General features: G+C 37.4%; 21 protein-coding genes and 1 pseudogene. 19 read left to right on the forward strand and 3 right to left on the reverse strand.

Going from position 1 to position 23203, the window contains the following annotated elements:
- Nucleotides 1-23 precede the first annotated feature (23 nt).
- From ACFWDE_RS22570 to ACFWDE_RS22590, 5 genes are all read left to right on the forward strand, one after another.
- Complete coding sequence (locus tag ACFWDE_RS22570; RefSeq protein ID WP_377894826.1) at nt 24-1058, forward strand: FecCD family ABC transporter permease; 1035 nt, start codon at nt 24-26, stop codon at nt 1056-1058.
- Nucleotides 1059-2075 (forward strand): FecCD family ABC transporter permease, encoded by a 1017-nt coding sequence (locus ACFWDE_RS22575; RefSeq protein ID WP_002146445.1) that lies wholly within the window; start codon nt 1059-1061, stop codon nt 2073-2075.
- Between the two features lie 21 nt (nt 2076-2096).
- Entirely contained in the window at nt 2097-3005 is a 909-nt protein-coding gene (locus ACFWDE_RS22580) for an iron-hydroxamate ABC transporter substrate-binding protein (protein ID WP_377894828.1), read from the forward strand.
- Nucleotides 3006-3247: 242 nt separating this feature from the next.
- Nucleotides 3248-3799: a GNAT family N-acetyltransferase gene (locus tag ACFWDE_RS22585; RefSeq protein WP_377894830.1), complete on the forward strand. Its 552-nt coding sequence runs from the start codon at nt 3248-3250 to the stop codon at nt 3797-3799.
- Between the two features lie 99 nt (nt 3800-3898).
- The gene (locus ACFWDE_RS22590) at nt 3899-4126 is read left to right on the forward strand and encodes a coiled-coil domain-containing protein (RefSeq protein ID WP_001047523.1); all 228 of its coding nucleotides are present in this window, start codon (nt 3899-3901) and stop codon (nt 4124-4126) included.
- Between the two features lie 71 nt (nt 4127-4197).
- Here ACFWDE_RS22590 and ACFWDE_RS22595 read toward each other — a convergent pair whose 3' ends face one another.
- Nucleotides 4198-5523: an ArsB/NhaD family transporter gene (locus ACFWDE_RS22595; protein ID WP_377894832.1), complete on the reverse strand. Its 1326-nt coding sequence runs from the start codon at nt 5521-5523 to the stop codon at nt 4198-4200.
- A 251-nt stretch (nt 5524-5774) separates the two neighbouring features.
- Here ACFWDE_RS22595 and ACFWDE_RS22600 point away from each other — a divergent pair, with 251 nt between their 5' ends.
- Both ACFWDE_RS22600 and bshB2 read left to right on the forward strand, forming a co-directional pair.
- Nucleotides 5775-6125: a YojF family protein gene (locus ACFWDE_RS22600; protein ID WP_000407045.1), complete on the forward strand. Its 351-nt coding sequence runs from the start codon at nt 5775-5777 to the stop codon at nt 6123-6125.
- Nucleotides 6126-6140: 15 nt separating this feature from the next.
- On the forward strand, nt 6141-6803 hold the full coding sequence (bshB2, locus tag ACFWDE_RS22605; RefSeq protein ID WP_377894834.1) for a bacillithiol biosynthesis deacetylase BshB2: 663 nt from the start codon (nt 6141-6143) through the stop codon (nt 6801-6803).
- 86 nt (nt 6804-6889) lie between these two features.
- Here the strand turns inward: bshB2 and ACFWDE_RS22610 are convergent, their stop codons facing one another.
- Complete coding sequence (locus tag ACFWDE_RS22610) at nt 6890-8122, reverse strand: MerR family transcriptional regulator (RefSeq protein WP_377894836.1); 1233 nt, start codon at nt 8120-8122, stop codon at nt 6890-6892.
- A gap of 187 nt (nt 8123-8309) precedes the next feature.
- On the opposite strand from ACFWDE_RS22610, the gene ACFWDE_RS22615 reads away from it, so the two are divergent.
- The 9 genes and pseudogenes from ACFWDE_RS22615 (at nt 8310) to ACFWDE_RS22655 (ending at nt 19799) form a co-directional block, all read left to right on the forward strand.
- Nucleotides 8310-9596, forward strand: coding sequence for an NAD(P)/FAD-dependent oxidoreductase (locus tag ACFWDE_RS22615; protein ID WP_377894838.1), 1287 nt, complete (start codon nt 8310-8312; stop codon nt 9594-9596).
- Between the two features lie 13 nt (nt 9597-9609).
- Nucleotides 9610-11082, forward strand: a complete 1473-nt coding sequence (locus ACFWDE_RS22620; protein WP_377894840.1) for an aldehyde dehydrogenase family protein — start codon at nt 9610-9612, stop codon at nt 11080-11082.
- 45 nt (nt 11083-11127) lie between these two features.
- Nucleotides 11128-12564, forward strand: a complete 1437-nt coding sequence (locus ACFWDE_RS22625; protein WP_377894842.1) for an MATE family efflux transporter — start codon at nt 11128-11130, stop codon at nt 12562-12564.
- A 45-nt stretch (nt 12565-12609) separates the two neighbouring features.
- Entirely contained in the window at nt 12610-12891 is a 282-nt protein-coding gene (locus ACFWDE_RS22630; RefSeq protein WP_002146456.1) for a cupin domain-containing protein, read from the forward strand.
- Nucleotides 12892-13074: 183 nt separating this feature from the next.
- Nucleotides 13075-14535: a CoA-acylating methylmalonate-semialdehyde dehydrogenase gene (locus ACFWDE_RS22635; RefSeq protein WP_377894845.1), complete on the forward strand. Its 1461-nt coding sequence runs from the start codon at nt 13075-13077 to the stop codon at nt 14533-14535.
- Nucleotides 14536-14565: 30 nt separating this feature from the next.
- On the forward strand, nt 14566-15921 hold the full coding sequence (locus ACFWDE_RS22640; protein ID WP_377894848.1) for an aspartate aminotransferase family protein: 1356 nt from the start codon (nt 14566-14568) through the stop codon (nt 15919-15921).
- 107 nt (nt 15922-16028) lie between these two features.
- The gene (locus tag ACFWDE_RS22645; RefSeq protein ID WP_377894850.1) at nt 16029-17648 is read left to right on the forward strand and encodes an amidohydrolase; all 1620 of its coding nucleotides are present in this window, start codon (nt 16029-16031) and stop codon (nt 17646-17648) included.
- Nucleotides 17641-17772, forward strand: a pseudogene (locus tag ACFWDE_RS22650) (GNAT family N-acetyltransferase); the annotation flags it as partial. The gene ACFWDE_RS22645 and the pseudogene ACFWDE_RS22650, both read left to right, overlap by 8 nt.
- Nucleotides 17773-18407: 635 nt before the next feature.
- Nucleotides 18408-19799, forward strand: a complete 1392-nt coding sequence (locus ACFWDE_RS22655; RefSeq protein WP_377894851.1) for an amino acid permease — start codon at nt 18408-18410, stop codon at nt 19797-19799.
- Between the two features lie 44 nt (nt 19800-19843).
- Here the strand turns inward: ACFWDE_RS22655 and ACFWDE_RS22660 are convergent, their stop codons facing one another.
- Nucleotides 19844-20863, reverse strand: coding sequence for a zinc-binding alcohol dehydrogenase family protein (locus ACFWDE_RS22660; protein ID WP_377894853.1), 1020 nt, complete (start codon nt 20861-20863; stop codon nt 19844-19846).
- A gap of 318 nt (nt 20864-21181) precedes the next feature.
- Here ACFWDE_RS22660 and ACFWDE_RS22665 point away from each other — a divergent pair, with 318 nt between their 5' ends.
- Genes ACFWDE_RS22665 through ACFWDE_RS22675 form a run of 3 tightly spaced genes read left to right on the forward strand, consistent with a single transcriptional unit; the run spans nt 21182 to nt 22911 of the window.
- On the forward strand, nt 21182-21511 hold the full coding sequence (locus ACFWDE_RS22665) for a PadR family transcriptional regulator (protein WP_377894855.1): 330 nt from the start codon (nt 21182-21184) through the stop codon (nt 21509-21511).
- Nucleotides 21498-22061, forward strand: coding sequence for an HAAS signaling domain-containing protein (locus tag ACFWDE_RS22670; protein WP_377894857.1), 564 nt, complete (start codon nt 21498-21500; stop codon nt 22059-22061). The genes ACFWDE_RS22665 and ACFWDE_RS22670 overlap by 14 nt, the downstream gene beginning before the upstream one ends.
- Nucleotides 22051-22911 carry a DUF4097 family beta strand repeat-containing protein gene (locus ACFWDE_RS22675; protein WP_377894859.1) on the forward strand — a complete coding sequence of 287 codons (861 nt, stop codon included), beginning with the start codon at nt 22051-22053 and terminating at the stop codon, nt 22909-22911. The genes ACFWDE_RS22670 and ACFWDE_RS22675 overlap by 11 nt, the downstream gene beginning before the upstream one ends.
- The last annotated feature ends 292 nt before the right edge of the window (nt 22912-23203 follow it).

Genomic DNA, 23203 nt, shown 5'->3' on the forward strand with positions numbered 1-23203 from the left:
GAATATAAAGGATGAAATGAAACATGTTACATAAGTCTACTGTACATGCTGGCAATAATCGCTGGATACATATTAAGTTCATTTCTTTCATGAGCTTAACAATTTTATGCTTAATGGGATCTATATTTTTAGCCGTTGCATTCGGTGCAAAGGATATTCATTTGCAAACGGTGTGGGCAGCGGTTTTTGATTACAATCCGAAATTAACGCAGCATCAAATTATTTATGAATTAAGGCTCCCAAGGGTAATTGGTGCGGCAGTTGTAGGAGCTGCTTTTGCAGTCGCTGGAGCTGTTATGCAAGGGGTAACACGAAACCCTTTAGCTGATGCAGGAGTGCTTGGAATAAATGCAGGCGCGATGTTTGTAGTAGCACTTAGTTTTGCCTTTTTCCCACATATACCGTATTCCTACTTAATGATTGTTTCCTTTGTTGGAGCAGTTTTAAGTACCGTACTCATTTTTAGTATCGGATCGGCAACATTAGGCGGATTAACACCGATGAGGTTAACGATTGCAGGGGCAGTTATGGCAGCGCTTTTACACTCATTAAGTTCGGGTATTGCAATTTATTATGATTTAAGCCAGGATTTAGCGTTTTGGTTTGCTGGTGGTGTTGCGGGGGTTAAGTGGGAACACTTGAAATTTTTAGTGCCTATTATTCTCATAACGATTGTTTTTGCGACAGTGCTAGGGCGATCTATTTCACTCATATCAATGGGGGGTGATGTTGCTACGAATTTAGGTGTGAAAACGAACCGTACAAGAATACTTGGGATGATTATAGTAGTCATTCTTGCAGGTGTTTCTGTTTCAGCTGTTGGTTCTATTGGATTTGTAGGACTAGTCATTCCGCATATTGCTAGAAAATTAGTTGGTGTTAATTATCGGCTTATTATTCCTATGTCAGCATTATTAGGAGCTATGTTATTAGTGTTAGCTGATTTAGGAGCAAGAACAGTAAATCCTCCTAAAGAACTTGCGATAGGAATTATGGTAGCTCTTGTTGGAGTTCCGTTCTTCCTTTATATAGCACGTAAAGTTGGGAGGGAGTTATAAGTGAAGGATCTTTTTAACACGGATAAAAAGAGAGCTATTACTGTAACTACAATTTTCGGATGTATAAGTATCGCTGTAATTTTGATTAGCTTAAATACGGGGACGCTGAGCATCGCACCGCTTAAAGTAATTCAAACGCTTATTGGCTATGGTGATTTTGAGAGTGCAACCGTGCTATACGATTATCGTATGCCAAGAATAATTATTACAATGTTAGCAGGAATTGGGCTTGGGGTTTCTGGTGCGATTTTGCAAGGGCTATCTCGTAATGCACTCGCAGATCCCGGTATTCTCGGATTACATTCGGGTGCATCTTTCGGGCTTATTGTATTCGTTACTCTCTTTCATTCTATTAACGAGAGTGCATCGATTTTAATACCGTTATTTACATTTGGCGGAGGAGTGTTAGCTGCATTTCTTATTGTTTTGCTTGCGAGTGATCGGTCAAAAGGTTTACTTCCTATTCGACTTATTCTTGTTGGTATTGCAGTTTCAGCTGGTTTTAGTGCACTTTCATTATTTTTCTCGCTCAAGTTAAATGATGAGACGTATACATTCGCTTCTAGATGGTTAGTTGGTAACGTGTGGGGAAGAGATTGGATTCATGTCCTAGCATTATTACCTTGGATTTTGATACTAACTCCGTACGCATGGCTGAAATCTAAAACGTTAAATGCACTGTCACTAGGTGATAGTGTAGCAGCAGGACTTGGTGTATCTGTTCAAAAAGAACGGTTACTACTTTTAGCTACAGCGGTAGGATTGTCTTGTGCAAGTGTATCGATGGCAGGGGGAATTGGCTTTATCGGCTTAGTTTCTCCGCATATTGCAAGGAAGTTAGTAGGTAGTACATATCAGCACTTCCTTCCGTTAGCTGGCATTATTGGAATGATTATTTTAGTACTCGCAGATACGATAGGTCGTTCTGTATTCGAGCCAAACTCTATTCCAGCTGGTGTAGTAGTAGCGGCTTTAGGAGCGCCGTATTTTCTTTATTTACTTACAAAAACAAAATAAATACTTCAAAGAGGAGAACATATGAAAAAGAAACTAACTATTTTATTTAGCATTATGTGTATTTTAGTATTAGCAGCATGTGGCCAAACGAAATCTAGTGAAGAGGCGACTAAAAAAACGGAAAAAAGTAATGACCCAAAAATTGCTTCAATGTCTATTCACTTAACAAATGATTTACTTGCTTTAGGAATTACACCAGTAGGTTCTGTTATTGGTGGAGATTTAAAAGATTTCTTACCGCACGCAAAAGAGCAGTTGAAAGATACGAAGAAACTAGGCGTTGTAACAGATCCAAACATGGAAGCATTACTACAATTAAAGCCATCTGAAATTTATGTGGATGAAAAATATGCTGGTAAAGATGTAGCGAAATACGAAAAAATTGCAAAAACACATTCTTTCAATTTAGATGAAGGCACGTGGAGAGATCATTTAAAACAAGTAGGTAAACTTGTAAACCGTGAGAAAGAAGCAGATAAATATGTTCAAGACTATGAAGAACAATCAAAACGAGTAAAAAGTTTAATAGATAAAGAACTAGGTAATAACGAAAAAGTAATGGCAATACGCGTGACTGCAAAAGAATTACGTGTATTTAGTACGAAAAGACCGATGGGACCAATTTTATTCCAAGACTTAGGATTACAACCTGCAAATGGTGTAGAGAAAATTGATGGAAACCGACCTTTCGAAGTCATTTCACAAGAAGTACTACCTGACTTTGATGCGGATGCTATTTTTGTTGTCGTAAATAGAGATGATAAAGCAAAAGCTGCATTTAAACAACTACAAGAAACACCAATTTGGAAAGATTTAAAAGCTGTTAAAGGCAAGCATGTATACATTATTAATGACCAACCATGGCTTGACTATTCTGCTTTAGGTAACAAAATGGCAATGGATGAAGCAGAGAAAATGTTTACGAAATAATACAGTTTTGCTATTAGGAAAGGCCCTCTAAATTTGGAGGGTCTTTTTATTGTTTTTATTGTTGTTATTGTTTTTGTTGTTAGAATAAATAAAAAATTATACAATGAAGTTAATTTAATGTAGAGGAGATGTGCCAATGTCAGCGCTTATTGTAAGTATCCCGTTCATACAAGAGTATATGGAAAAAGGGGATAAATAGGCTAGAATTATTGTCCCCGCTATTTAAAAAGGGGGAGTTTCAGATGACAATTAATCTTTTTCAAGATAAAACAATTAAATTATCAGCTGTTAGAGAAACAGATACTAAAGTAATGGCTAAGTGGCAAGAGGATAGTGAGTATTTAAGAAATGTAGATACAGACTTAGCATGCCCGCAATCTTTACATGAAATATCAAATGATGGACTATTTAAGGGACGAAGATCGAATAGTATTTCTTTCATGTTAAGAACAGTTCATGATGATCGTTTAATTGGTTTTGTTGCAATTCATGGCATAGAGTGGAATAACAGAACAGGTTTATTAGCAATTGGTATAGGAGATACAAAAGATAGGGGAAAAGGATATGGGAAAGAAGCAATACATCTTATTTTAAAGTATGCCTTCTATGAAATGAATTTACACCGCGTCGGTCTGGATGTTATTTCTTATAATAAAGCAGCCATTGCGCTATATAAAAAGATGGGTTTTCAAATGGAAGGGTGTATGAGAGAAGCAGTTCAAAGAGATGGAAAGTGTTTTGATCGTATCATTATGGGGATATTGAGGGATGAATGGATAGAGCTGCAAGATTAGAAAGTATATTCAATATTATATATGTAGTATGCAGGAGATATAATGATAATTGGCGGAATTTTACAGTGTACTGATTGAATTTATAAGGAGTCATGCGAGATGAACTTAGAAAAAAGTAAGCCAGTAAACGAAGAGGTCGCTGAATTAAAAGAATTAATTAAAGAATTGCACGGAAGTGTACACCAACTTCAAAGTGAAGTGCAGCAACTAAGGCATGAAAGACCGGTCGTTGAAGTGAGAAAAGGTGTTCAATTATCACCAGCAATAGTCGGACAAATTGGTGGTATGATTTTAGGTGGATTAGCAATTATAGGTATATTTTGGTGATGAAAAAAGGTTTGCAGCATGGTGCTGCAAACCTTTTGTATTTGACGACATAATTTCATGCAATACAACGTCTACATTAAATAACGTAAATAAATGTAAGCATGTGATAACAATAGCGCAATGATCGTTAAGGGGAAACCGATTTTTAAGAAGTCCATATAAGAGAATCCATGTCCTTCACGTTTTGCAATACCAGCAACGACTACGTTTGCTGACGCTCCGATTAACGTTCCGTTTCCTCCTAAGCAAGCTCCAAGTGATAAAGCCCACCATAGTACTTCGATTTGCGGAGAATCGACAGATAGTCCGAGTCCTGTAGCTAAATCTTGAATAAGCGGGATCATCGTTGCGACAAAGGGGATGTTGTCAATTGTCGCAGATGCGATGCCAGATACCCATAAGATAAGTATAGCAGCGAAACCGATATCGCCATTTGTTACGTCAAGTACTTGTTGTGCAAGAGAAGAAATAAGTCCGATATCAATTAATCCGCCAACGAGAACGAATAGTCCGGCGAAGAAGAAAATTGTTACCCATTCAACGTGGGCGAATATATCTTCTATCTCATGTTCTTTCGCTCCGATTAACATCAGTAGAGTAGCACCTGTCATCGCAATAACCGCAGCGTCTACATGAATAATAGAATGTAGTACAAAGCCTAAAATAGTTAGTCCTAAAATTGTAATGGATTTTAAAAGGAGGCTTTGATCTTTAATATAATCTTTTTCATTTAATGCCATCAGTATTTTAATTTGCTCAGTTGTTGTTTTTAGTTTGTTACGATACATGAAGTAAATAAAGCCTAATGTAACGATAGCGATGATAAGTACAATTGGAGCTAAGTTAAGTAAAAATGCATTAAAGTCTAAATGCTTATTAGCCGATCCAATCATAATGTTAGGCGGATCACCGATTAGTGTTGCTGTTCCGCCTATATTTGAAAATAGTACTTCTGAAATCAAATAAGGAACAGGGTTTACTTTTAAAATACGTGTAATGGATAGTGTAACAGGTACGATTAGTAAAACGGTTGTTACGTTGTCCAAAAATGCTGATCCGACAGCGGTTAATAGGGATAGTAATAATAAAATGCGGATTGGTTTTCCGCCAGCTGCTTTTGCTGCTTTAATGGCTACAAATTCAAATACACCGGATTGACTCGTAATATGTACGAGAATCATCATACCAATTAAAAGGGTGATCGTTTCCCATTGAATATGTGATGTGAAAGCAGTATGTAAATCTACAATTCCAAAAATAATCATAATAGCAGCACCGAATAATGCGATTACAGCACGATTCAATTTTTCAGAAATAATAAAACCGTATGTGACTAAAAATACGGCAATTGCAAAATAATATTGCCAATTCGCTACTTCATGTGCTGAATGTTCCAAGCGTGTCACCTTCTTTAAAGTATGTATTCAATTGTAAAAATGCATCCCTCTGCGTAATTTATATTGTAGCAAATTCAAAAAAGAAAGAAAACTATTTAACAAAGTGAAGGAAAAAATGTGAATTCTACATAGGATATAAAAAAATAACAAAACACAGTGCGAATTATTAGGAAAAGTGGGCGTTGTCCTCTAATATAGAGATAGCAATTTACATTATTTTTGCGTAAAATGGTTTAAAGAGGTGAATTCCGATGGAAATAGTAAAAGATAGTTCTCTTATTCAAAATGAAATTGAACGTTTTGTAAATAAAGATGTATATATTCATTTAGAAACGACAAACGGAGCGTATGCATCACACATAAATGAAAAGATGATGACAGTTGGTGCTTTCATTCGAAATGCAATCATTCGTTTTGAACGCGGGAAAATAACTGGAACAAATCCATACCGAGTTGGTCTAAAAATGGATCATGGCTGGGTATATGCTGAAGGTATTACGCACTGGGAAGTAGACGATCAAGAGCGTTTATTACTAGCTGGACATGATAATCTAGGCCGCCTAGCAGTTGCGCTTGAATTAAGCTTAACACCATTTAAGTAAGAAGGAGGGAAACTTATGGAGAGACATGTACTTGTTGTATTTCCGCATCCAGATGATGAGGCGTATGCTGCGGGAGGAACAATTCGCTTATTAACAGATCAAGGAGTACCTGTAACGTATGCATGTGGTACTCTTGGACAAATGGGACGTAACATGGGGAAAAACGTATTCGCTAACCGTGAAACGATTCCAAATATCCGCGAGAAAGAATTGAAAGAAGCTTGTGAAGCGATGGGCATTAAAGATTTAAGAATGCTGGGCTTCCATGATAAAACGTTAGAGTTTGAAGATGTTGATTTCGTTGCAGACAAAATTGAAGCGATCATTCAAGAAGTAAATCCATCTCGAATTATTACATTTTATCCTGAGCACGGCGTACATCCAGACCATAATGCATTTGGCCGCGCTGTAGTTCGCGCTGTATCACGTATGCCAAAAGAAGAGCGCCCAGTCATTCATGCAGTTGCAATTACGAAAAATCGTGAAGCTGTACTAGGTGAACCGGACGTTGTAAATAATATTAGTGAAGTATTTGAACAGAAATTAGCTGCACTAAGTGCGCACCGTTCACAAACAGAAGCAATGCTTGAAGACACGCATGCAAAAATAAAAAATAAAGATGCAGCAACATTAAAATGGCTGCAACTTGAACAATTTTGGACTTATAAATGGGAGTAGGCTAGAAGGATATCTTCTAGTAGCTCTTACATATAAAAAGCGCCGTCACTTGTGTGATGGCGCTTTTTTTGGTGAAGTGTGGTGTGCTATTTTTTTGTACTAGCCAAATACATGAGCATGTGGAATTTTTCGTCTCTTACATGATAATCAAAATAAGGTCCTGGATCTGTACAGTAACCGATATTTTCACTTTGCGTGATTTGGAATTCGTGACCTGAAAAATTTTTTTCTAAGTATTTTGGATATAAAATATGTTCGTGAGAATTTGGATATAAGGCTGAAATGTTTTTCAAGGATTTAGCCGAGCTATCATAATACGAGTATCCGCCGACAATCGTTGAACTGTTATGTAAATAGTTTTTTAGAACGTGAAGCGGAAACTGCGGATTTAGTAGTGAAAAATCAGTTATTGTAAAACTATCCACAAAAACATCGATGCTAAACGGTTTCAATGGTAGATTTAAATCGGAATTCAAAATATAAAGGACGCGTGGCTTCGGATTCATACGCTCAATTCTGTTTCTAACCTTCTTGAGCATCTCAAGTGAATAGCCACTGAATACATAGGATGCGCTTGTTTCAAGAACATCGATATATTTGGGTAGTGACACGAAAGCGTCAACGTTTGTTTCCACAATTAATTTGTTTTTCAAATCTATATTTTGTAGAACTTTTTGAAATTGAAAATTAATTTTTTCAAATAAGTTAATCATTTTGGGATTGATTTCTTTAATCGTTTCTTTATCGTAAAAATAAGATGGATAAGGAGACGTCTCGTACAAGTTTGCGGTAATAATAATACCTTCCTCGATAGCTGCTTCGTATCCACAGCTACAAGTTAAACTCCCCGTGTGAATGTAGACTTTTTTAATCGTTACATCTTTCATTTCAAGGGGAATGCGGCATTTCGGACAATAGAGCAGATTTACAAAGTCAAGTGGAATCCCTGTAACATTCTCTTCTTTAGGTGAAGGTGAGCTAGTTTGAACCGCCTTTTCAATCAAATGAATCGCTTTTGATATGTCTTCTTTTTTATTGTTTAGCTCGTTCTTTTTATCAGTGAGTAAGTTGTTGTAGTAGTCGATATCCTCATGGTCCGAGAAGTTTGTGACACGTCGATACGATAAAATTCGTTGGATTTCTATCAATGAAAAATGGAATTTTTTCAGCTCAGTAATAAAAGTCATGTCGTCGAAACACAATTGGTTCATTTGATACTGGGTGTTTTTTTTGTCTGGTATTAATAATCCTAGTTCAATGTAATAACGAACTGTATCGGTTGTCACATGAAAAAGCTTCGCAAATGTACCAATCTTCATAGATGTACCCCCTGATGAAAAAAGTGGAGTTACTCCACTTTTTTCGCAAAATGAATTCAAAAAACTCTCAAATGGCTATTGACTTGGAGGAAACTCCAAGTCATATTATTAATTTAATAAATGTGAATATTTTGAATATTTTTGACTGTATTGTAACATACATGTCACGAAAGGAGAAGGATTAGCTATGGATAAGATGGATCATATGGATACTCTCTCACTTTGGAAAGCGACTGCAAACAGCTATGACAAAGGAAAACCTCTTGAAGGAAATGAAGAGGCGGATGTTGTCATTATTGGTGCAGGTTTCACAGGTCTTTCTTCTGCATATCATTTGCAAAAGTTAGGGAAGAGTGTCATTGTCCTTGAGCAGGAAACAATCGGATATGGCGCAAGCGGTCGCAACGGCGGGATGGTATTGCCGGGCTATAAGTCAACGATGCAGGAGCTTGCCAAGAAGTATGGTGCCGAAGAGGCGAGACAGCTTAACGATCTTTCTCTGCTTAGTGTTGAATTAGTTAAAAACATTATCGACGAGCATCAAATCAACTGTAATTTTAGAAAGACAGGTCACATTGTGGCAGCTTACAAAGCCAAGCATTTTGAAGGATTGAAACATGAAAGCGAATACTTAAACAAAAATTTTGGATATGAATGTAGCGTGCTTAATCGAAGTCAGTTGCATCAAGAAATTGATTCCCCGCAATATTATGGTTGCTTAGTCGACAACTCGAGTTACTCATTCCAACCACTGAACTATGCAATTGGTTTGGGAGAAGCAGCTAAATCAATTGGTGCAAAAATCTTTGAGCATTCGAAAGCACTATCTATTGAGTACGGCCGAAATAGTGTGAAAGTTGTTACAGAAAAAGGTACTGTTACAGCGAAAGACATTATTGTTGCTACAGATGGTTACTCTGGAAAAATCATGGCTGAACTGAATAAAGGCGTACTACCAATTTCGGCACGCATTATTGCTACTGAACAGCTTTCAGAAACACTTTTGAATAGCGTCATTCCTAAAGATCGCATGGTTTTTGATACGAGTAGTTTTCTTTACTATTTCAGGCGTACACCAGATAATCGGATCGTATTTGGCGGTGGTGATATTCGTCCGAACTTAGGTGATGCCGTTTATCAAAGTGTTTACGATGCCATGGTTAAAATAATGCCAAAACTAGAAGGAAGCAAGATTGATTACAGGTGGGGTGGATTTATCGGTGTGACAATTGATACGTTCCCGGTTATCGGTAGATCTAAAGAAGGCGCATATTTTGCAACTGGTTATACAGGCCACGGCGCGTCTCTCTCAACATTGTTTGGTAAGTTATTGGCACAATGGATTGTTACGGGGAATGCAGGTGGATATCGATTTGAAAAGGAACGCCTCAAATCATTCCCATTCTATAATCAGAAAACGATGCTGGTTAATATAGCACATATTGGTTTCAAACTGGTAGATATTATTGCGTAAAGGAGAGGTGTTTATGGAAATTAACATGTTCATTGACGGAAAATGGGTAGAAGCATTATCGGGTGCTAGACGAAATATTATCAATCCTGCAACTGAAGAGGTTATTGCGACGTCTGCCCATGGATCAGCAGATGATGCGAAGATAGCAATCCAGGCGGCTCGTAAAGCGTTTGACAGCGGAATTTGGTCAGATTTATCGGCTGATGAAAGAGCTGATTATCTATATAAGATTGCAGACCGTCTTGAAGAGAAGACAGCTGAAATTGCACGTTTGGAAACTGCAAATAACGGTAAAGTTATTCGTGCAACAACCTATGTAGATATTCCTGTATCGGTTCAATGCTTCCGCTATTATGCTGACTTGATTAAAGGTATGAAAAAGGAATCTTACAATCGTGATGATTCTTCAGAAACGATTGTTATTCATGAACCAATTGGTGTTTGTGGACTAATTGTACCTTGGAACTTCCCGCTTATGCTAGCTGTTTGGCAAATTGCTCCTGCACTTGCCGCAGGAAATACAATTGTAATTAAGCCAGCCGACGTCACTCCTGTAAGCGTATTCAAATTATTTGAAATTATCGAAGAGGTTGGACTTCCGGACGGAGTAGCAAACCTAGTATTAGGACCTGGCTCAAAGGTTGGAAATGAGCTTGCAGAGAGTCACGATGTTGACAAAGTTGCCTTTACCGGTGGAACAAAAACAGGTCAAAGTATTATGCGCGCAGCTGCGGGCAATCTGAAAAAAGTCACACTTGAATTAGGCGGGAAATCTCCACTTATGGTGTTTGACGATGTGGATTTTGAAACGGCAGTCGATAATGCGATGTTTGGTATTTTCCACAACGCTGGGCAAGTTTGTTCAGCTGCATCCCGTTTGCTTGTACAAGAGACCATTTACGATAAGTTTGTTGAAAGATTGGCCGAGCGTGCGAACAAAATTGTAGTTGGAAACGGAGAAAGCGAGAATATCGAAATGGGAGCTCTCACAACCGAGTCTCATATGAATGACGTTTTACATTATATAAAGAGTGGAATTGAAGAAGGTGCAAAATTAGTTTGTGGTGGTAAACGTTTAACAGAAAATGGGCTTGATCGAGGGTTTTTCATCGCACCAACAATCTTTGCTGATGTAAATGCAGATATGTGTATTGTTAAGGAAGAGATTTTTGGACCAGTCCTTGTTGTACAGAAATTTAAAGATGAGGAAGATGCGATCCAAAAAGCGAATGATTCCATTTATGGATTAGCCGGTGCTGTATTTACTGAAGATATGGACCGAGCAAAACGTGTCATTAGTAAATTGCGTGCGGGAATTACTTGGATTAATAGTTATCATCTTGCTTATGTTGAAGGTCCTTGGGGCGGATATAAGCAAAGTGGAATCGGTAGGGCTTTAGGTGTTGCCGGACTGGAGCACTTTATGGAAACGAAGCAAATCAATATCCACCAGCATGCCAATCCTGTAGGTTGGTATGTGAATTAATTGAGCTTAACTTGCTATATAAATTATTTGTAAGGGGATATGCTCATGAAAATAGTGGACAACCGTCCGTCATCGAACATAGAGAAGCCAGAAGGAATGAATAAGTCGGTGGATGATTCAGTGCTCGGAACCAAAAGTATTCCGTTACTATATTTACGGTTTGCTTTGGCAGGAATTATGGCTAATGTAATTCTAGGAGTTGTATCGGTTATCGATGGCTATTTCGTCAGTGGCTTTCAGGAGCTGGAAATCGAAGGGATAGGAATTGGATTTACCGTTATGGTTATTACCCGTATGATCGGTGTTCTTTTGGGTGTGGGAGCCGGAGCGGTCATTTCACTTCGACTGGGAAAAGGAAAGCTAGAAGAAGCTAGAAGTATTATGGGACAAACTTTATGGTTTACTCTTTTCCTTTCCTCTTTGTTAGCTATACTTGGATTGGCCTTTGAAACTGATATTATGATTCTATTTGGAGCAAGTGATGAAGCGCTTCCGTATGCGGTGCAATATAGCCGACTACTATGGATTTCGTTGCCATTAACGATATTGGCCGTTGTATTAAGTATTTTAGCTAATATCGATGAAAAACCTATATTATCAATGAACAGTTGGTTAGTCGCAGCGGCTGTGGCTGGAATTATGGAATGGATTATGGTAGTGAAGTATGACATGGGGATGATGGGTTCTTCATGGGCTAATACGATTTCGCAATCGATTCCTGTTCTCTTAATCTTTTATTTCTGGTTTGGTAAAACAAAACTTAAGCCGAAAATGAAAGACATGATGATAAATTTCAAGAAAATTGGTGAAGTAGTTTGGACGGGTTTTGCATCTTTCTCTAGTCAGTTCATGATGTTTATTGCAATTATTTTCACCAACAATTTACTGCAAAGCTACGGTGGTGGTCTACACGTTGCAGCTTTCACGATTCAAAATGGTTACATTACAAATCTCCTCGCTTTAGCGGCGCTCGGTGGGATGACAGGGCTTCAACCGATTATTAGTTATAATTACGGTGCAGGCAACCTTGATCGTGTGAAACAAGCAATTAAGATGGGACTCATTTTTACAGTTTCCTTCTTTGTAATTGTGACAGCCATATTAATCATTTTTGCAGATCCAATTGTGTCATTTTTTTCCGGTGGTAATCCTGAATTGCAAAAACTGGGCATTTGGACGACGGTTGTATTCAATTGTTTGTTTACACTTAGTGCAGTTAGCTTGCTTGTCTCTGGTTATTTTGAATCACAGGAGAGAAACTGGTCCGCAACGTTTATTAGTGTAAGCAAAATATTATTGTTCATGTTACCATTTCTATTTATTTTCCCGAAATTCTGGGGTGTAGAAGGTGTATGGTACGCTGCTCCTGCTGCAGAAATTCCAGGTGTTCTCATTGCCATATACTTTATGAGAAAAGAGTTCAAACGTTTAAAAGTTACCAATGTTAATACAGCTACCAATGTTAAAACAGTAGATTTATAGGAACGTATTCCGTCAAAATTACCAATAAGAAAGAGGGATATCATCATGTTTTTTGCGAAAAAAATTACAGCAGAAGAAGCAGAGCAACTAGGTGCCAACGCATGGGAACCGTGGGTAGGCGAACCGAATAAAGGAACGTGGCATGTAGAAGAACAGGAAGTTTTCTATGTGACAGCCGGTGAAGTGTTTATTACTGTTGATGGAAAAAAGTATCATGTTACAAAGGATTGGGTTGTTTCCTTGGCTAAGGACCTCGTTTGTGAATGGGATTGCCCAGTATTTTTGAAAAAGAATTATAAGATGAACCATGAGATCCATCTGAAATAATGTGAACTGGGGGAGTGGACAAATGCTAAGCAGATGACTGCTCCTGCGTATGCAATGGATAAGATTAAGATTAGTAATGTTGAAGAAATGGATGCAAATAAGTTTACATACCGTCAAATGAATGCGCTTTCTTTTGTGAGTGCAATAACATAGGATGGTTATTTTAAAATAGGAGGTTTCACCATGGTAGTAACGAAAAATGTACAAACGTTGAAAAACTATATTGGCGGACAATGGATAGAATCCACAAGTAAGCAAGTTGAAGATGTACCAAATCCAGCAACAGGAGAGATTATTGCTCGTGTGCCGCTTTCGACTAAAGAAGATTTAGATAGAGCTGTAGCAACTGCTAAAGAAGCATTCAAAACATGGAGAAAGATCGCTGTTCCTCGGCGTGCGCGGATTCTCTTTCGTTATCAACAGCTATTGATTGAAAACTGGGAAGAGTTAGCTAAACTCGTAACCTTGGAAAACGGAAAAAGTTATCAAGAAGCATACGGTGAAGTACAGCGGGGGATTGAATGTGTTGAATTTGCCGCAGGCGCACCCACTTTAATGATGGGAGAACAACTTCCCGATATTGCTACTGGTATTGAATCAGGGATGTATCGTTACCCGATCGGAGTAATCGCAGGAATAACGCCATTTAGCTTTCCGATGATGGTGCCATGCTGGATGTTTCCACTCGCGATTGCATGCGGAAATACGTTTGTATTAAAACCATCTGAAAGAACACCGCTATTGGCTAATCGCATAGCTGAACTGTTTAAAGAAGCAGGTCTTCCAGATGGAGTACTAAATATTGTGCATGGTGCACATGACGTTGTTAACGGCACTCTTGACAATGAGGATGTCAAGGCTGTATCTTTCGTTGGTTCTCAACCTGTGGCTGAGTATATATATAAAACAGCAGCAGCTAACGGCAAACGTGTACAAGCTCTTGCAGGGGCAAAAAATCATTCGATCGTATTAAAAGATGCGGACCTTAGTTCTACAGTGAAAGAAATTACAAATGCTGCTTTCGGTTCAGCTGGTGAACGATGCATGGCGGCAGCTGTTGTTGTCGTGGAAGAAGATGTTGCAGATGAGCTCGTTAATAGACTACTACAAGAGGCTAATGCTATTACGATTGGTAATGGCCTGGAAGAAGGTGTTTTCCTTGGTCCTGTTATTCGTGACGGACATAAAGAGCGTACACTCGGATACATTCAATCCGGTGTAGAGCAGGGAGCGACACTTATTCGTGACGGACGTGAAGACGATGCAGCAAACAGCCAAGGTTATTTTGTTGGCCCAACGATTTTTGACAATGTGAAAAAGGAAATGAAAATCTGGCAAGATGAAATCTTCGCACCGGTTCTTTCTGTGGTACGCGTAAAAGACTTGATGGAAGCGATTCATGTTGCTAATGCATCACCGTTCGCAAATGGTGCATGCCTGTACACAAATAGCGCTAAAGCTATTCGTGAATTTCGTGAAGAAATTGATGCAGGTATGCTTGGGATCAATCTTGGAGTTCCGGCTCCAATGGCATTCTTCCCATTCTCAGGTTATAAGAAATCCTTCTATGGTGATCTCCATGCAAATGGAAAAGATGGCGTAGAATTCTATACTCGCAAGAAAATGCTTACGGCTCGTTATTGAAAGATTGATGTGAAACCATAAAAGAATAGAATGGAGTTGGTGATTGTGCAAGCGACAGAACAAACACAAAGTTTGAAACAAGCAGATGAAAAGTACCTTTGGCATGCAATGAAAGGAGCATCTCCTAATCCAACGAATTTAATTATTACAAAAGCAGAAGGAGCATGGGTGACGGATATTGATGGAAACCGTTATTTAGACGGCATGTCCGGTCTTTGGTGCGTGAATGTTGGGTATGGACGAAAGGAGCTTGCAAGGGCGGCTTTTGAACAGCTTGAAGAAATGCCATATTTCCCTCTGACACAAAGTCATGTTCCTGCTATTAAATTAGCAGAGAAATTGAATGAATGGCTTGATGATGAATATGTCATTTTCTTTTCTAACAGTGGATCGGAAGCAAATGAAACGGCGTTTAAAATTGCTCGTCAATACCATCAACAAAAAGGTGATCATGCACGTTATAAGTTTATTTCACGCTATCGTGCTTATCACGGTAACTCAATGGGGGCTCTTGCGGCAACAGGTCAAGCACAGCGAAAGTATAAATATGAACCACTCGGACAAGGGTTCTTGCATGTAGCACCGCCTGATACGTATCGCAATCCAGATGATGTTCGTACACTGGCAAGTGCTGATGAAATCGATCGTGTTATGACATGGGAGTTAAGTCAAACAGTAGCCGGCGTGATTATGGAGCCGATTATTACCGGGGGCGGCATTTTGATGCCTCCTGATGGATATATGGAAAAAGTAAAAGAAATTTGCGAGAAGCACGGTGCGTTGCTCATTTGTGATGAAGTTATATGTGGATTTGGCCGGACTGGGAAGCCATTTGGATTTATGAATTATGGCGTTAAACCAGATATCATTACAATGGCAAAAGGTATTACAAGTGCGTATCTTCCTTTGTCAGCAACAGCAGTTAGACGAGAGGTTTATGAGGCATTCGTAGGCAGTGATGATTATGATCGCTTCCGCCATGTAAATACGTTCGGAGGAAATCCTGCTGCTTGCGCCTTAGCTTTGAAAAATTTAGAAATTATGGAGAATGAGAAACTCATTGAGCGTTCCAAAGAATTGGGTGAACGACTGTTATATGAACTAGAGGATGTAAAAGAACATCCAAACGTAGGAGATGTTCGCGGAAAAGGCCTTCTTTTAGGTATTGAACTAGTGGAGGATAAGCAAACAAAAGAACCGGCTTCTATTGAAAAGATGAACAAAGTCATCAATGCTTGTAAAGAAAAAGGTCTAATTATTGGTAAAAATGGTGACACTGTTGCAGGTTACAATAATATTTTGCAGCTTGCGCCTCCACTAAGCATCACAGAGGAAGACTTTACTTTTATCGTTAAAACAATGAAAGAATGTTTAGCTCAACTGTAATTAATTATTGATAAATTTTGCTGGAAAGCGGAACAGCATCTCGAGAGATATATCTTTAAATATGGAACGAATCACTCTAAAAGAGTAATTCCGAAAGGGTTGAGTTTATGAAAGCTGATGTTGTATTGATAAATGGAGAAGTTATTACAGTAGACCAAAAGAATACAGTGGCCGAAGCTGTAGCAATAAAAGATAATCGTATCGCAGTTGTTGGTTCAAATCAGGAGGTTAAGAGTTTTATAGGAGAAAAAACGAATGTAATTGACCTGCAAGGAAAAACGCTTCTTCCTGGATTCATTGATTCCCATCTTCACCTCATTTCTTATGGGCAAAATCAGTTGGCTGTCAGTTGTAAAGCTGAACATATTGATTCTATCGAGGCTTTGTTAGATGATCTGAAAAAGAAGGCATTAGAAACGCCAAAAGGTGAATGGATACGTGCTTGGGGCTTTAATGAAACCGCTGTGAAGGAAAAGCGTTATCCAACAATTACTGAGCTGGATGAAATTTCAGTTGAACATCCTATTATTATAACTCGTACTTGCCACCATATAAGCGTAGTGAACAGCAAAGCATTAGAAATTGCGCGAATTAACGAGAACACACCGAACACGAGTGGGGGAGTTATTGAAAAGGATCAGGCAGGAAAGCTTACAGGAAGGTTAATTGAAGCAGCAAATATGAGGATGAGTGAGGTTGCAAGTTATAAAGAGAGTGAACTGATGAAGGCAGTGAAAATTGCATCAAATCATTTCGTTGCAGCTGGCATAACGAGTATACATGACGCAGGTGGAGATGGACCTGAGAGTTTTCGTTTACTACAACAAGCTGTGAAGAGTAGGGATATTCGTGTCAGAATATATGCAATGATATGTCAAATAAATAACTCCCATGAATTTGTTAATAAAATGGTCGAAGCTGGTGTGGTAACTGGTACCGGAGATGAGAGATTTAAAGTTGGACCAGCTAAATTGTTTACAGATGGAAGTAGCACTGGGCCTACAATTGCAACCCGTAAGTCGTATTCGAGTGACCCTACCAATTATGGCATTCTTTATTATAGTGAGGAAGAAATCTATCAAGTTTTAGGTGAAGCGCATAAAAAAGGTTATCAAATCACTGTACATGCACAAGGTGATAAAGCTATTGAAATGTATTTGAATTGTGTAGAAAGGGCGCTAGAGGAATCACCAAGAAAGAATCACCGTCATCGGATTGAGCACGCGGGAATTTCTTCACCAGATTTACAAGAGAGAATGAAAAAACTCGAGATAGTTCCAATTCCAAATCCTCCTTTTCCATATGAATTTGGAGAGATATATGCACGGCATTATGGTGAGCGTGTTAACCACATGTACGCTGTTCGTGATTTTATTGATCGTGGCATCATGGCAGCAGGTAGTTCGGACGCGCCAGTTACTGATTATAATCCTTTATTAGGAATTCATGTTGCCGTTAATAGAAAAAGTAAGTCTGGGATGGAGATTGGTGTGAATCAATCTGTAAGCGTAATGGAAGCTATTAAACTATACACCCTGAATGGCGCTTATGCGAGTTTTGAAGAAGAGATAAAAGGAAGTATAGAGGCCGGAAAGTTAGCGGATTTAGTTGTATTAAATGACAGCATTTTAAATGTCAATCCAGACCAAATTAAAGATTTAAAAGTAGAAACAACGATTATTGATGGAGAAATTATCTATCAAGAAGAACAATCAGTGAAAATTTAATGTAGATTCAGAGAATATTACAGGAGCACCTCGCGTATATGAAGCAGCTGGAATGGAAGTACAGAGTAAATTTGTTCGTTTTGATGAGGAAGTTTTGTTGGAAGATAAAGAAGAAGTCCAGTGATGAATTGCTGGGCTTTTTTGTTTTTGTACTACTAAGGACCACTTTTCAGAAATGAGAATTGAGTGATTAAGACTGGACGGATGTATTGGGTATGCAAAGAGAAGTAATTTTACTAATATATTAAACCTTCAGGCAGATATGTGAACAGAGCGTATGGGGAATGTGGAAATAGAATTTAAAATTGACAGTAGCAATGGAAATGAAATTCATTTAAATGGTGGAAAAGTGTAGTATAAACAATACATATTAATGTGTATGTGATAAATAACCGAGGTGAATACTTTCTCCTCGGTTATTTATATTGTAATAATATTCATACTAGAATCATATTGAATAGATGTATTTTATTGTTAATTTAGTTAAAAATTAATCAGATTTATGTATAATGATTTATTGAAAAAATAATTGAACTTTTCAGATAAATGAATTAATATGAAGTAAGCAATTTTAAGTTTTATAGAAAATAGGAAGATGAGGGGTTTTGGAAATTTTATAAGAGGCAAAATAAGATTTTAGGATAGCTTTAAAGTTAGTCTAAAATGACGTTTGTTTCATCATTTTCAAGCCAAAGAGGAATTAGGGTAAAGCATCTTACTTTAAATGCGGCTATGAATCATCTAAGAGGGGGAAATGAAGTGGCAAACAAAGAATTGAAACGAGGTTTAGAAGCACGTCATATTCAAATGATTGCTTTAGGCGGAACAATTGGTGTCGGTTTGTTTATGGGGTCAGCCAGCACGATTAAATGGACAGGTCCGTCAGTAATGCTTGCATATGCAATTGCAGGTATTTTCATCTTCTTCATTATGCGCGCCATGGGAGAAATGTTGTATATGGAGCCAAGCACAGGTTCATTTGCGACATTTGGTCACAAGTATATTCATCCGCTAGCTGGTTATATGACAGCGTGGAGTAACTGGTTCCAGTGGGTTATCGTTGGGATGTCAGAGATTATCGCAGTTGGGGCATATATGAAATATTGGTTCCCAGATTTACCAGCTTGGATACCTGGTGTTATCGCAATGGTTATTCTTGGTGCTGCTAACTTAATTTCGGTTAAGTCATTTGGTGAATTTGAATTTTGGTTTGCAATGATTAAAATTGTTACGATTTTATTAATGATTATTGCCGGATTCGGTCTCATTTTCTTTGGAATTGGGAACGGAGGAGAAGCAATTGGTATATCTAATCTGTGGAAAAATGGTGGTTTCTTCACAGGTGGTTTTTCAGGATTCTTCTTTGCGCTATCACTTGTAGTTGGGGCATATCAAGGTGTGGAATTAATCGGGATTACTGCTGGTGAAGCGAAAAATCCGAAGAAGACACTTACTAGAGCAATTCAAAGCACAATTTGGCGTATTCTAATTTTCTATATTGGTGCTATTTTCGTTATTGTAACTGTTTATCCTTGGGATCAATTAAGTTCAATTGGTAGTCCGTTCGTAGCAACTTTTGCGAAAGTTGGTATTACGGCAGCTGCGGGACTTATTAACTTCGTTGTTATTACAGCCGCAATGTCTGGTTGTAACAGTGGTATTTATAGTGCTGGACGTATGCTTTATACACTAGGTGTAAATGGACAAGCACCGAAATACTTTACGAAGATCTCTAATAACGGTGTACCTTTATTCGGTACAGTTGGTGTAATTATCGGTTTAGCGGTTGGTGTTGTTTTAAGTTATATTGCACCGAAAAACTTATTCGTATATGTATATAGTGCGAGTGTACTTCCTGGTATGGTACCATGGTTTGTTATTTTAATTAGTCAAATGCGTTTTAGAAAAGAAAAGGGAGCAGAGATGAAAGATCATCCATTCAAAATGCCATTTGCTCCTGTTACAAACTATTTAACAATTGCCTTTTTAATTATGGTATTAATCGGAATGTGGTTTAACGATGATACTCGTATTTCACTAATTGTAGGTATTGTTTTCTTAGCTATCGTAACAATTAGTTTCTATGCTTTCGGAATAGGGAAGAGAGCTCCGTTAGACGTTCAAAATGATCAAGAGATTTCAAGTAAATAAAGGTAAAAAAGTCCGATTTCTTATTTAGAAATCGGACTTTTTTATTAAAACTTTTCTAATACAATCTTCCCAATTGTACGTCCACTTTCAAGTAATGCATGTGCTTTTCTAAGGTTTTCTGAATTTATAGGTGTTAACGTATCGTTTAAAGTTGTACGAAGGATACCTTCATCTAATAATTCGCTCACTTTGTTTAATAGTTCATGCTGCGTACTCATATCACCAGTTTCATACATCGCTTTTGTAAACATAAACTCCCAAACGAATGTAGCACTTTTACTTTTTAAAATTCCCATCTCAAGAGGGTGTTCATTTTCTACGATAGAGCAAATTTTTCCTTGTGGTTTAATAATGTCACCCATCGCGTGCCAATGTTGGTCTGTATTATTTAAGCAGAAGATGTAATCTACATCTTTTAGTCCAAATTCTAATAGTTGATCTTTTAAAGGTTGGTGATGGTTAACTATATAATCGGCACCGAATTTTTCAACCCAATGTATTGTTTCGTTGCGTGAAGCAGTTGCGATTACATTTAGTCCAGCCCATTTCGCAAGCTGAATTGCGATGGAACCTACACCACCAGCTCCGCCGATAATTAAAATGTTTTTAAATGTGTTTTCACTTTTCTTAGCGTAATCAATCCCTAAACGTTCAAATAAACCTTCCCACGCTGTGATGGCTGTTAAAGGAAGTGCTGCAGCTTCAGCATCACTCAACGTTTTGGGTTTTTTACCAACGATTCTTTCATCAACTAGATGGTATTCACTATATGTACCTTGTCTCGTAATGCTTCCAGCGTAAAATACTTCATCGCCTTCTTTAAATAACGTACAACCTTCACCAGTTTGCATAACAACACCACAAGCATCCCAGCCAAGTATTTTTGCTACATCTTCTTTTTTATCTTTCGGGGATCGGACTTTTGTATCAACTGGGTTAACGGAAATCGCATTAATCTTAACAAGCATATCTCTTCCTGTGGCAACAGGTCTTTCAACTTCAATATCAATTAAACTGTTTTCTTCTTCAATAGGTAAGTATTCATGTAAACCAATTGCTTTCATTTCTATTCCCTCCATTAAAGTAAGAGTCTGTTCTTTTTTATTATAGTAGGTAAAGTGTCATTATGTAAAAAAGTGGACTCCTTTCCGTTTTATAAAAGGTTTGATTAAGCCTCATTTAGGGTTTTTCGATTGGAAGAGAAAAGCAATCGCTTTGATTGTATAAGCGTCATAGCATTAATTCTTAAGTTATACTTATTTTTCCAGTGTACCTTGCAATGAATAATACTAAGTGGTATATTATATTTGCGAGTACTTATTATAAAATGGTACTGAATAATAAATAGTAGTGAATGTCAATTAGAATAGGGTGAATGAAAATTGAATGTACAATTTAAAAAAGGAGTTTTAGAACTTTGTGTGCTTGTCTTACTCGATAAGCAAGACCGTTATGGATATGAATTAGTTCGAAATATTTCCAATCAAATTGAAATATCAGAAGGGTCTGTTTATCCGCTTCTTCGTAGATTAACCAAGGAAGAATATTTTACAACGTATTTACAGGAGTCTTCAGAAGGGCCTTCAAGGAAGTATTATAAACTGACAGATAAAGGTAGAACGTATTTGTATCAACTTTTGGAGGAATGGAATGAGTTTTCACAAGGTGTCAATCAATTAATAAAAGAAGGTGTACGTAGTGACGAAAAATAAATTTTTACAACAATTAAATGCATCTCTAAAAAGATTATCTGAAAAAGAGCGTGCAGACATTTTAAAAGATTATGAAGAACATTTTACTTTCGGATTAGAGGAAGGGAAAAGTGAAGAAGAAATTGTAGCTTCATTAGGTTCTCCAGCTCAAATCGCCAAAGAGTTATTAGCAGATTATCATATTGAGAAAGTAACAGCAAGTGCAACAACAGGAAATGTTTTTCGGGCAATTTGGGCAGCAATTGGATTAGGTTTTTTCAATTTGTTAATCGTGCTTGGACCTGCAATTACCTTAGCCGCATTGATTTTCTCGGGATGGATTCTAGGAATCTCATTTTTAGGTTCACCATTACTTGTTATTGTTGATACTATTATGCATCCAAATACCTTCTTGCTATTTAACCTTTTCGTTTCTTTAGCACTTTGTGGACTTGGATATTTCATTGTACTCGTTATGTTATATTTAACGAAGTTAGCAAAGAATGGATTTGTTCGTTATTTAAAGTTTAATATAGCACTAGTAAAAGGTGGTTTTAAGCATGATAAATAAAAAGAATCTTTCCATCATTGCAGGTATTATTTTCATTATCGGGATTATAGGAAGTCTACTCACTTTTCGTTCAATTGCTGCAGTACCAATTTCAGAAGAAAAGGTCATTAACAATAATAATGTGTCAAGCGTCATTATCGATACGAATAATGTTCGTGTTAACACCTATCCTACAACAGATAGTAACATTAAAATAACATTAGATGGGGAAGTTAATCCTAACATAAAACGAACGTTGATTACGGATGATAAAGATTCGACGCTTCTTATTTCATACAAAGAAAAACAACAGAGATGGTTTAACTTCAACATTTCCGAAGTATTGGCCCCATTAACATTAAATGTTTATCTGCCTGAAAAGCAATATGATTCATTAAAAGTTTCCAATAATAATGGCTACGTTTCTGCCAAAAAACTAAACGTAACACATTTTAATATCAATACAAGCAATGGGCGTGTTGAATTAAGAGAGATCAATTCGCAAAAAGTTATTGCGGAAGCAAACAATGGAATTATGGACTTTAAAGATATAATGGCGCAAAATATTCATGTGAAATCGAATAATGGACGAATAATGCTAGATCATGTTGAAGGTGAAATAGAGGGGCAATCTAAGAATGGAAGTCTTACTCTTAAAACAAATGAACTTGATCGAAATCTTAATTTTACGACTTACAATGGAAAAATCAATATTGAAACCGAAAAAGAACCAACTAATGTTCAATTTAATGTTTCTGTCGATAATGGCAGAGCAAATATCCTGGATAAATATAAAGGGAATGCGGTTATTGGAGAGGGAGAAAATCTAATTAAATTAACCACACATAATGGAAATATTTCAGTGAAATAAAATAGCATATTATCTTTTATAATCCTTGCTCGCCGCATATAAGAGCCTGTAAATGAATAATAAACAAGCAAAATAGCCGACTCCTTTTCTCGACATGTAGGTAGTCGGTTATTTTATGTCTAAAATTCGTTTAAGCGTGTATTCTTTTTCATTTTTAAACTAGTGTTTGTTTCTGTATTCCTTATAGGATTTTTTGTAAATTATCGAACTTTATTTCAAAATACAAACAGCTGTTTTATTACTCTCGACTGCTAGGAGGGGAAAGAATAGTAATTGACAATGTAATGGAAAG

Origin of the sequence: Bacillus sp. NPDC060175 (genome assembly GCF_042728695.1) — a bacterium.
In the GTDB taxonomy this organism is placed as follows: domain Bacteria; phylum Bacillota; class Bacilli; order Bacillales; family Bacillaceae_G; genus Bacillus_A.

What these genes read in the sequence shown, in the direction of transcription:
- ACFWDE_RS22570 (WP_377894826.1), top strand. Translation starts at nt 24, where the DNA reads ATGTTACATAAGTCTACTGTACATGCTGGCAATAATCGCTGGATACAT.
- ACFWDE_RS22580 (WP_377894828.1), top strand. Translation starts at nt 2,097, where the DNA reads ATGAAAAAGAAACTAACTATTTTATTTAGCATTATGTGTATTTTAGTA.
- ACFWDE_RS22585 (WP_377894830.1), top strand. Translation starts at nt 3,248, where the DNA reads ATGACAATTAATCTTTTTCAAGATAAAACAATTAAATTATCAGCTGTT.
- ACFWDE_RS22590 (WP_001047523.1), top strand. Translation starts at nt 3,899, where the DNA reads ATGAACTTAGAAAAAAGTAAGCCAGTAAACGAAGAGGTCGCTGAATTA.
- ACFWDE_RS22600 (WP_000407045.1), top strand. Translation starts at nt 5,775, where the DNA reads ATGGAAATAGTAAAAGATAGTTCTCTTATTCAAAATGAAATTGAACGT.
- bshB2 (WP_377894834.1), top strand. Translation starts at nt 6,141, where the DNA reads ATGGAGAGACATGTACTTGTTGTATTTCCGCATCCAGATGATGAGGCG.
- ACFWDE_RS22610 (WP_377894836.1), bottom strand. Translation starts at nt 8,122, where the DNA reads ATGAAGATTGGTACATTTGCGAAGCTTTTTCATGTGACAACCGATACA.
- ACFWDE_RS22615 (WP_377894838.1), top strand. Translation starts at nt 8,310, where the DNA reads ATGGATAAGATGGATCATATGGATACTCTCTCACTTTGGAAAGCGACT.
- ACFWDE_RS22620 (WP_377894840.1), top strand. Translation starts at nt 9,610, where the DNA reads ATGGAAATTAACATGTTCATTGACGGAAAATGGGTAGAAGCATTATCG.
- ACFWDE_RS22625 (WP_377894842.1), top strand. Translation starts at nt 11,128, where the DNA reads ATGAAAATAGTGGACAACCGTCCGTCATCGAACATAGAGAAGCCAGAA.
- ACFWDE_RS22630 (WP_002146456.1), top strand. Translation starts at nt 12,610, where the DNA reads ATGTTTTTTGCGAAAAAAATTACAGCAGAAGAAGCAGAGCAACTAGGT.
- ACFWDE_RS22635 (WP_377894845.1), top strand. Translation starts at nt 13,075, where the DNA reads ATGGTAGTAACGAAAAATGTACAAACGTTGAAAAACTATATTGGCGGA.
- ACFWDE_RS22640 (WP_377894848.1), top strand. Translation starts at nt 14,566, where the DNA reads ATGGAGTTGGTGATTGTGCAAGCGACAGAACAAACACAAAGTTTGAAA.
- ACFWDE_RS22645 (WP_377894850.1), top strand. Translation starts at nt 16,029, where the DNA reads ATGAAAGCTGATGTTGTATTGATAAATGGAGAAGTTATTACAGTAGAC.
- ACFWDE_RS22660 (WP_377894853.1), bottom strand. Translation starts at nt 20,863, where the DNA reads ATGAAAGCAATTGGTTTACATGAATACTTACCTATTGAAGAAGAAAAC.
- ACFWDE_RS22675 (WP_377894859.1), top strand. Translation starts at nt 22,051, where the DNA reads ATGATAAATAAAAAGAATCTTTCCATCATTGCAGGTATTATTTTCATT.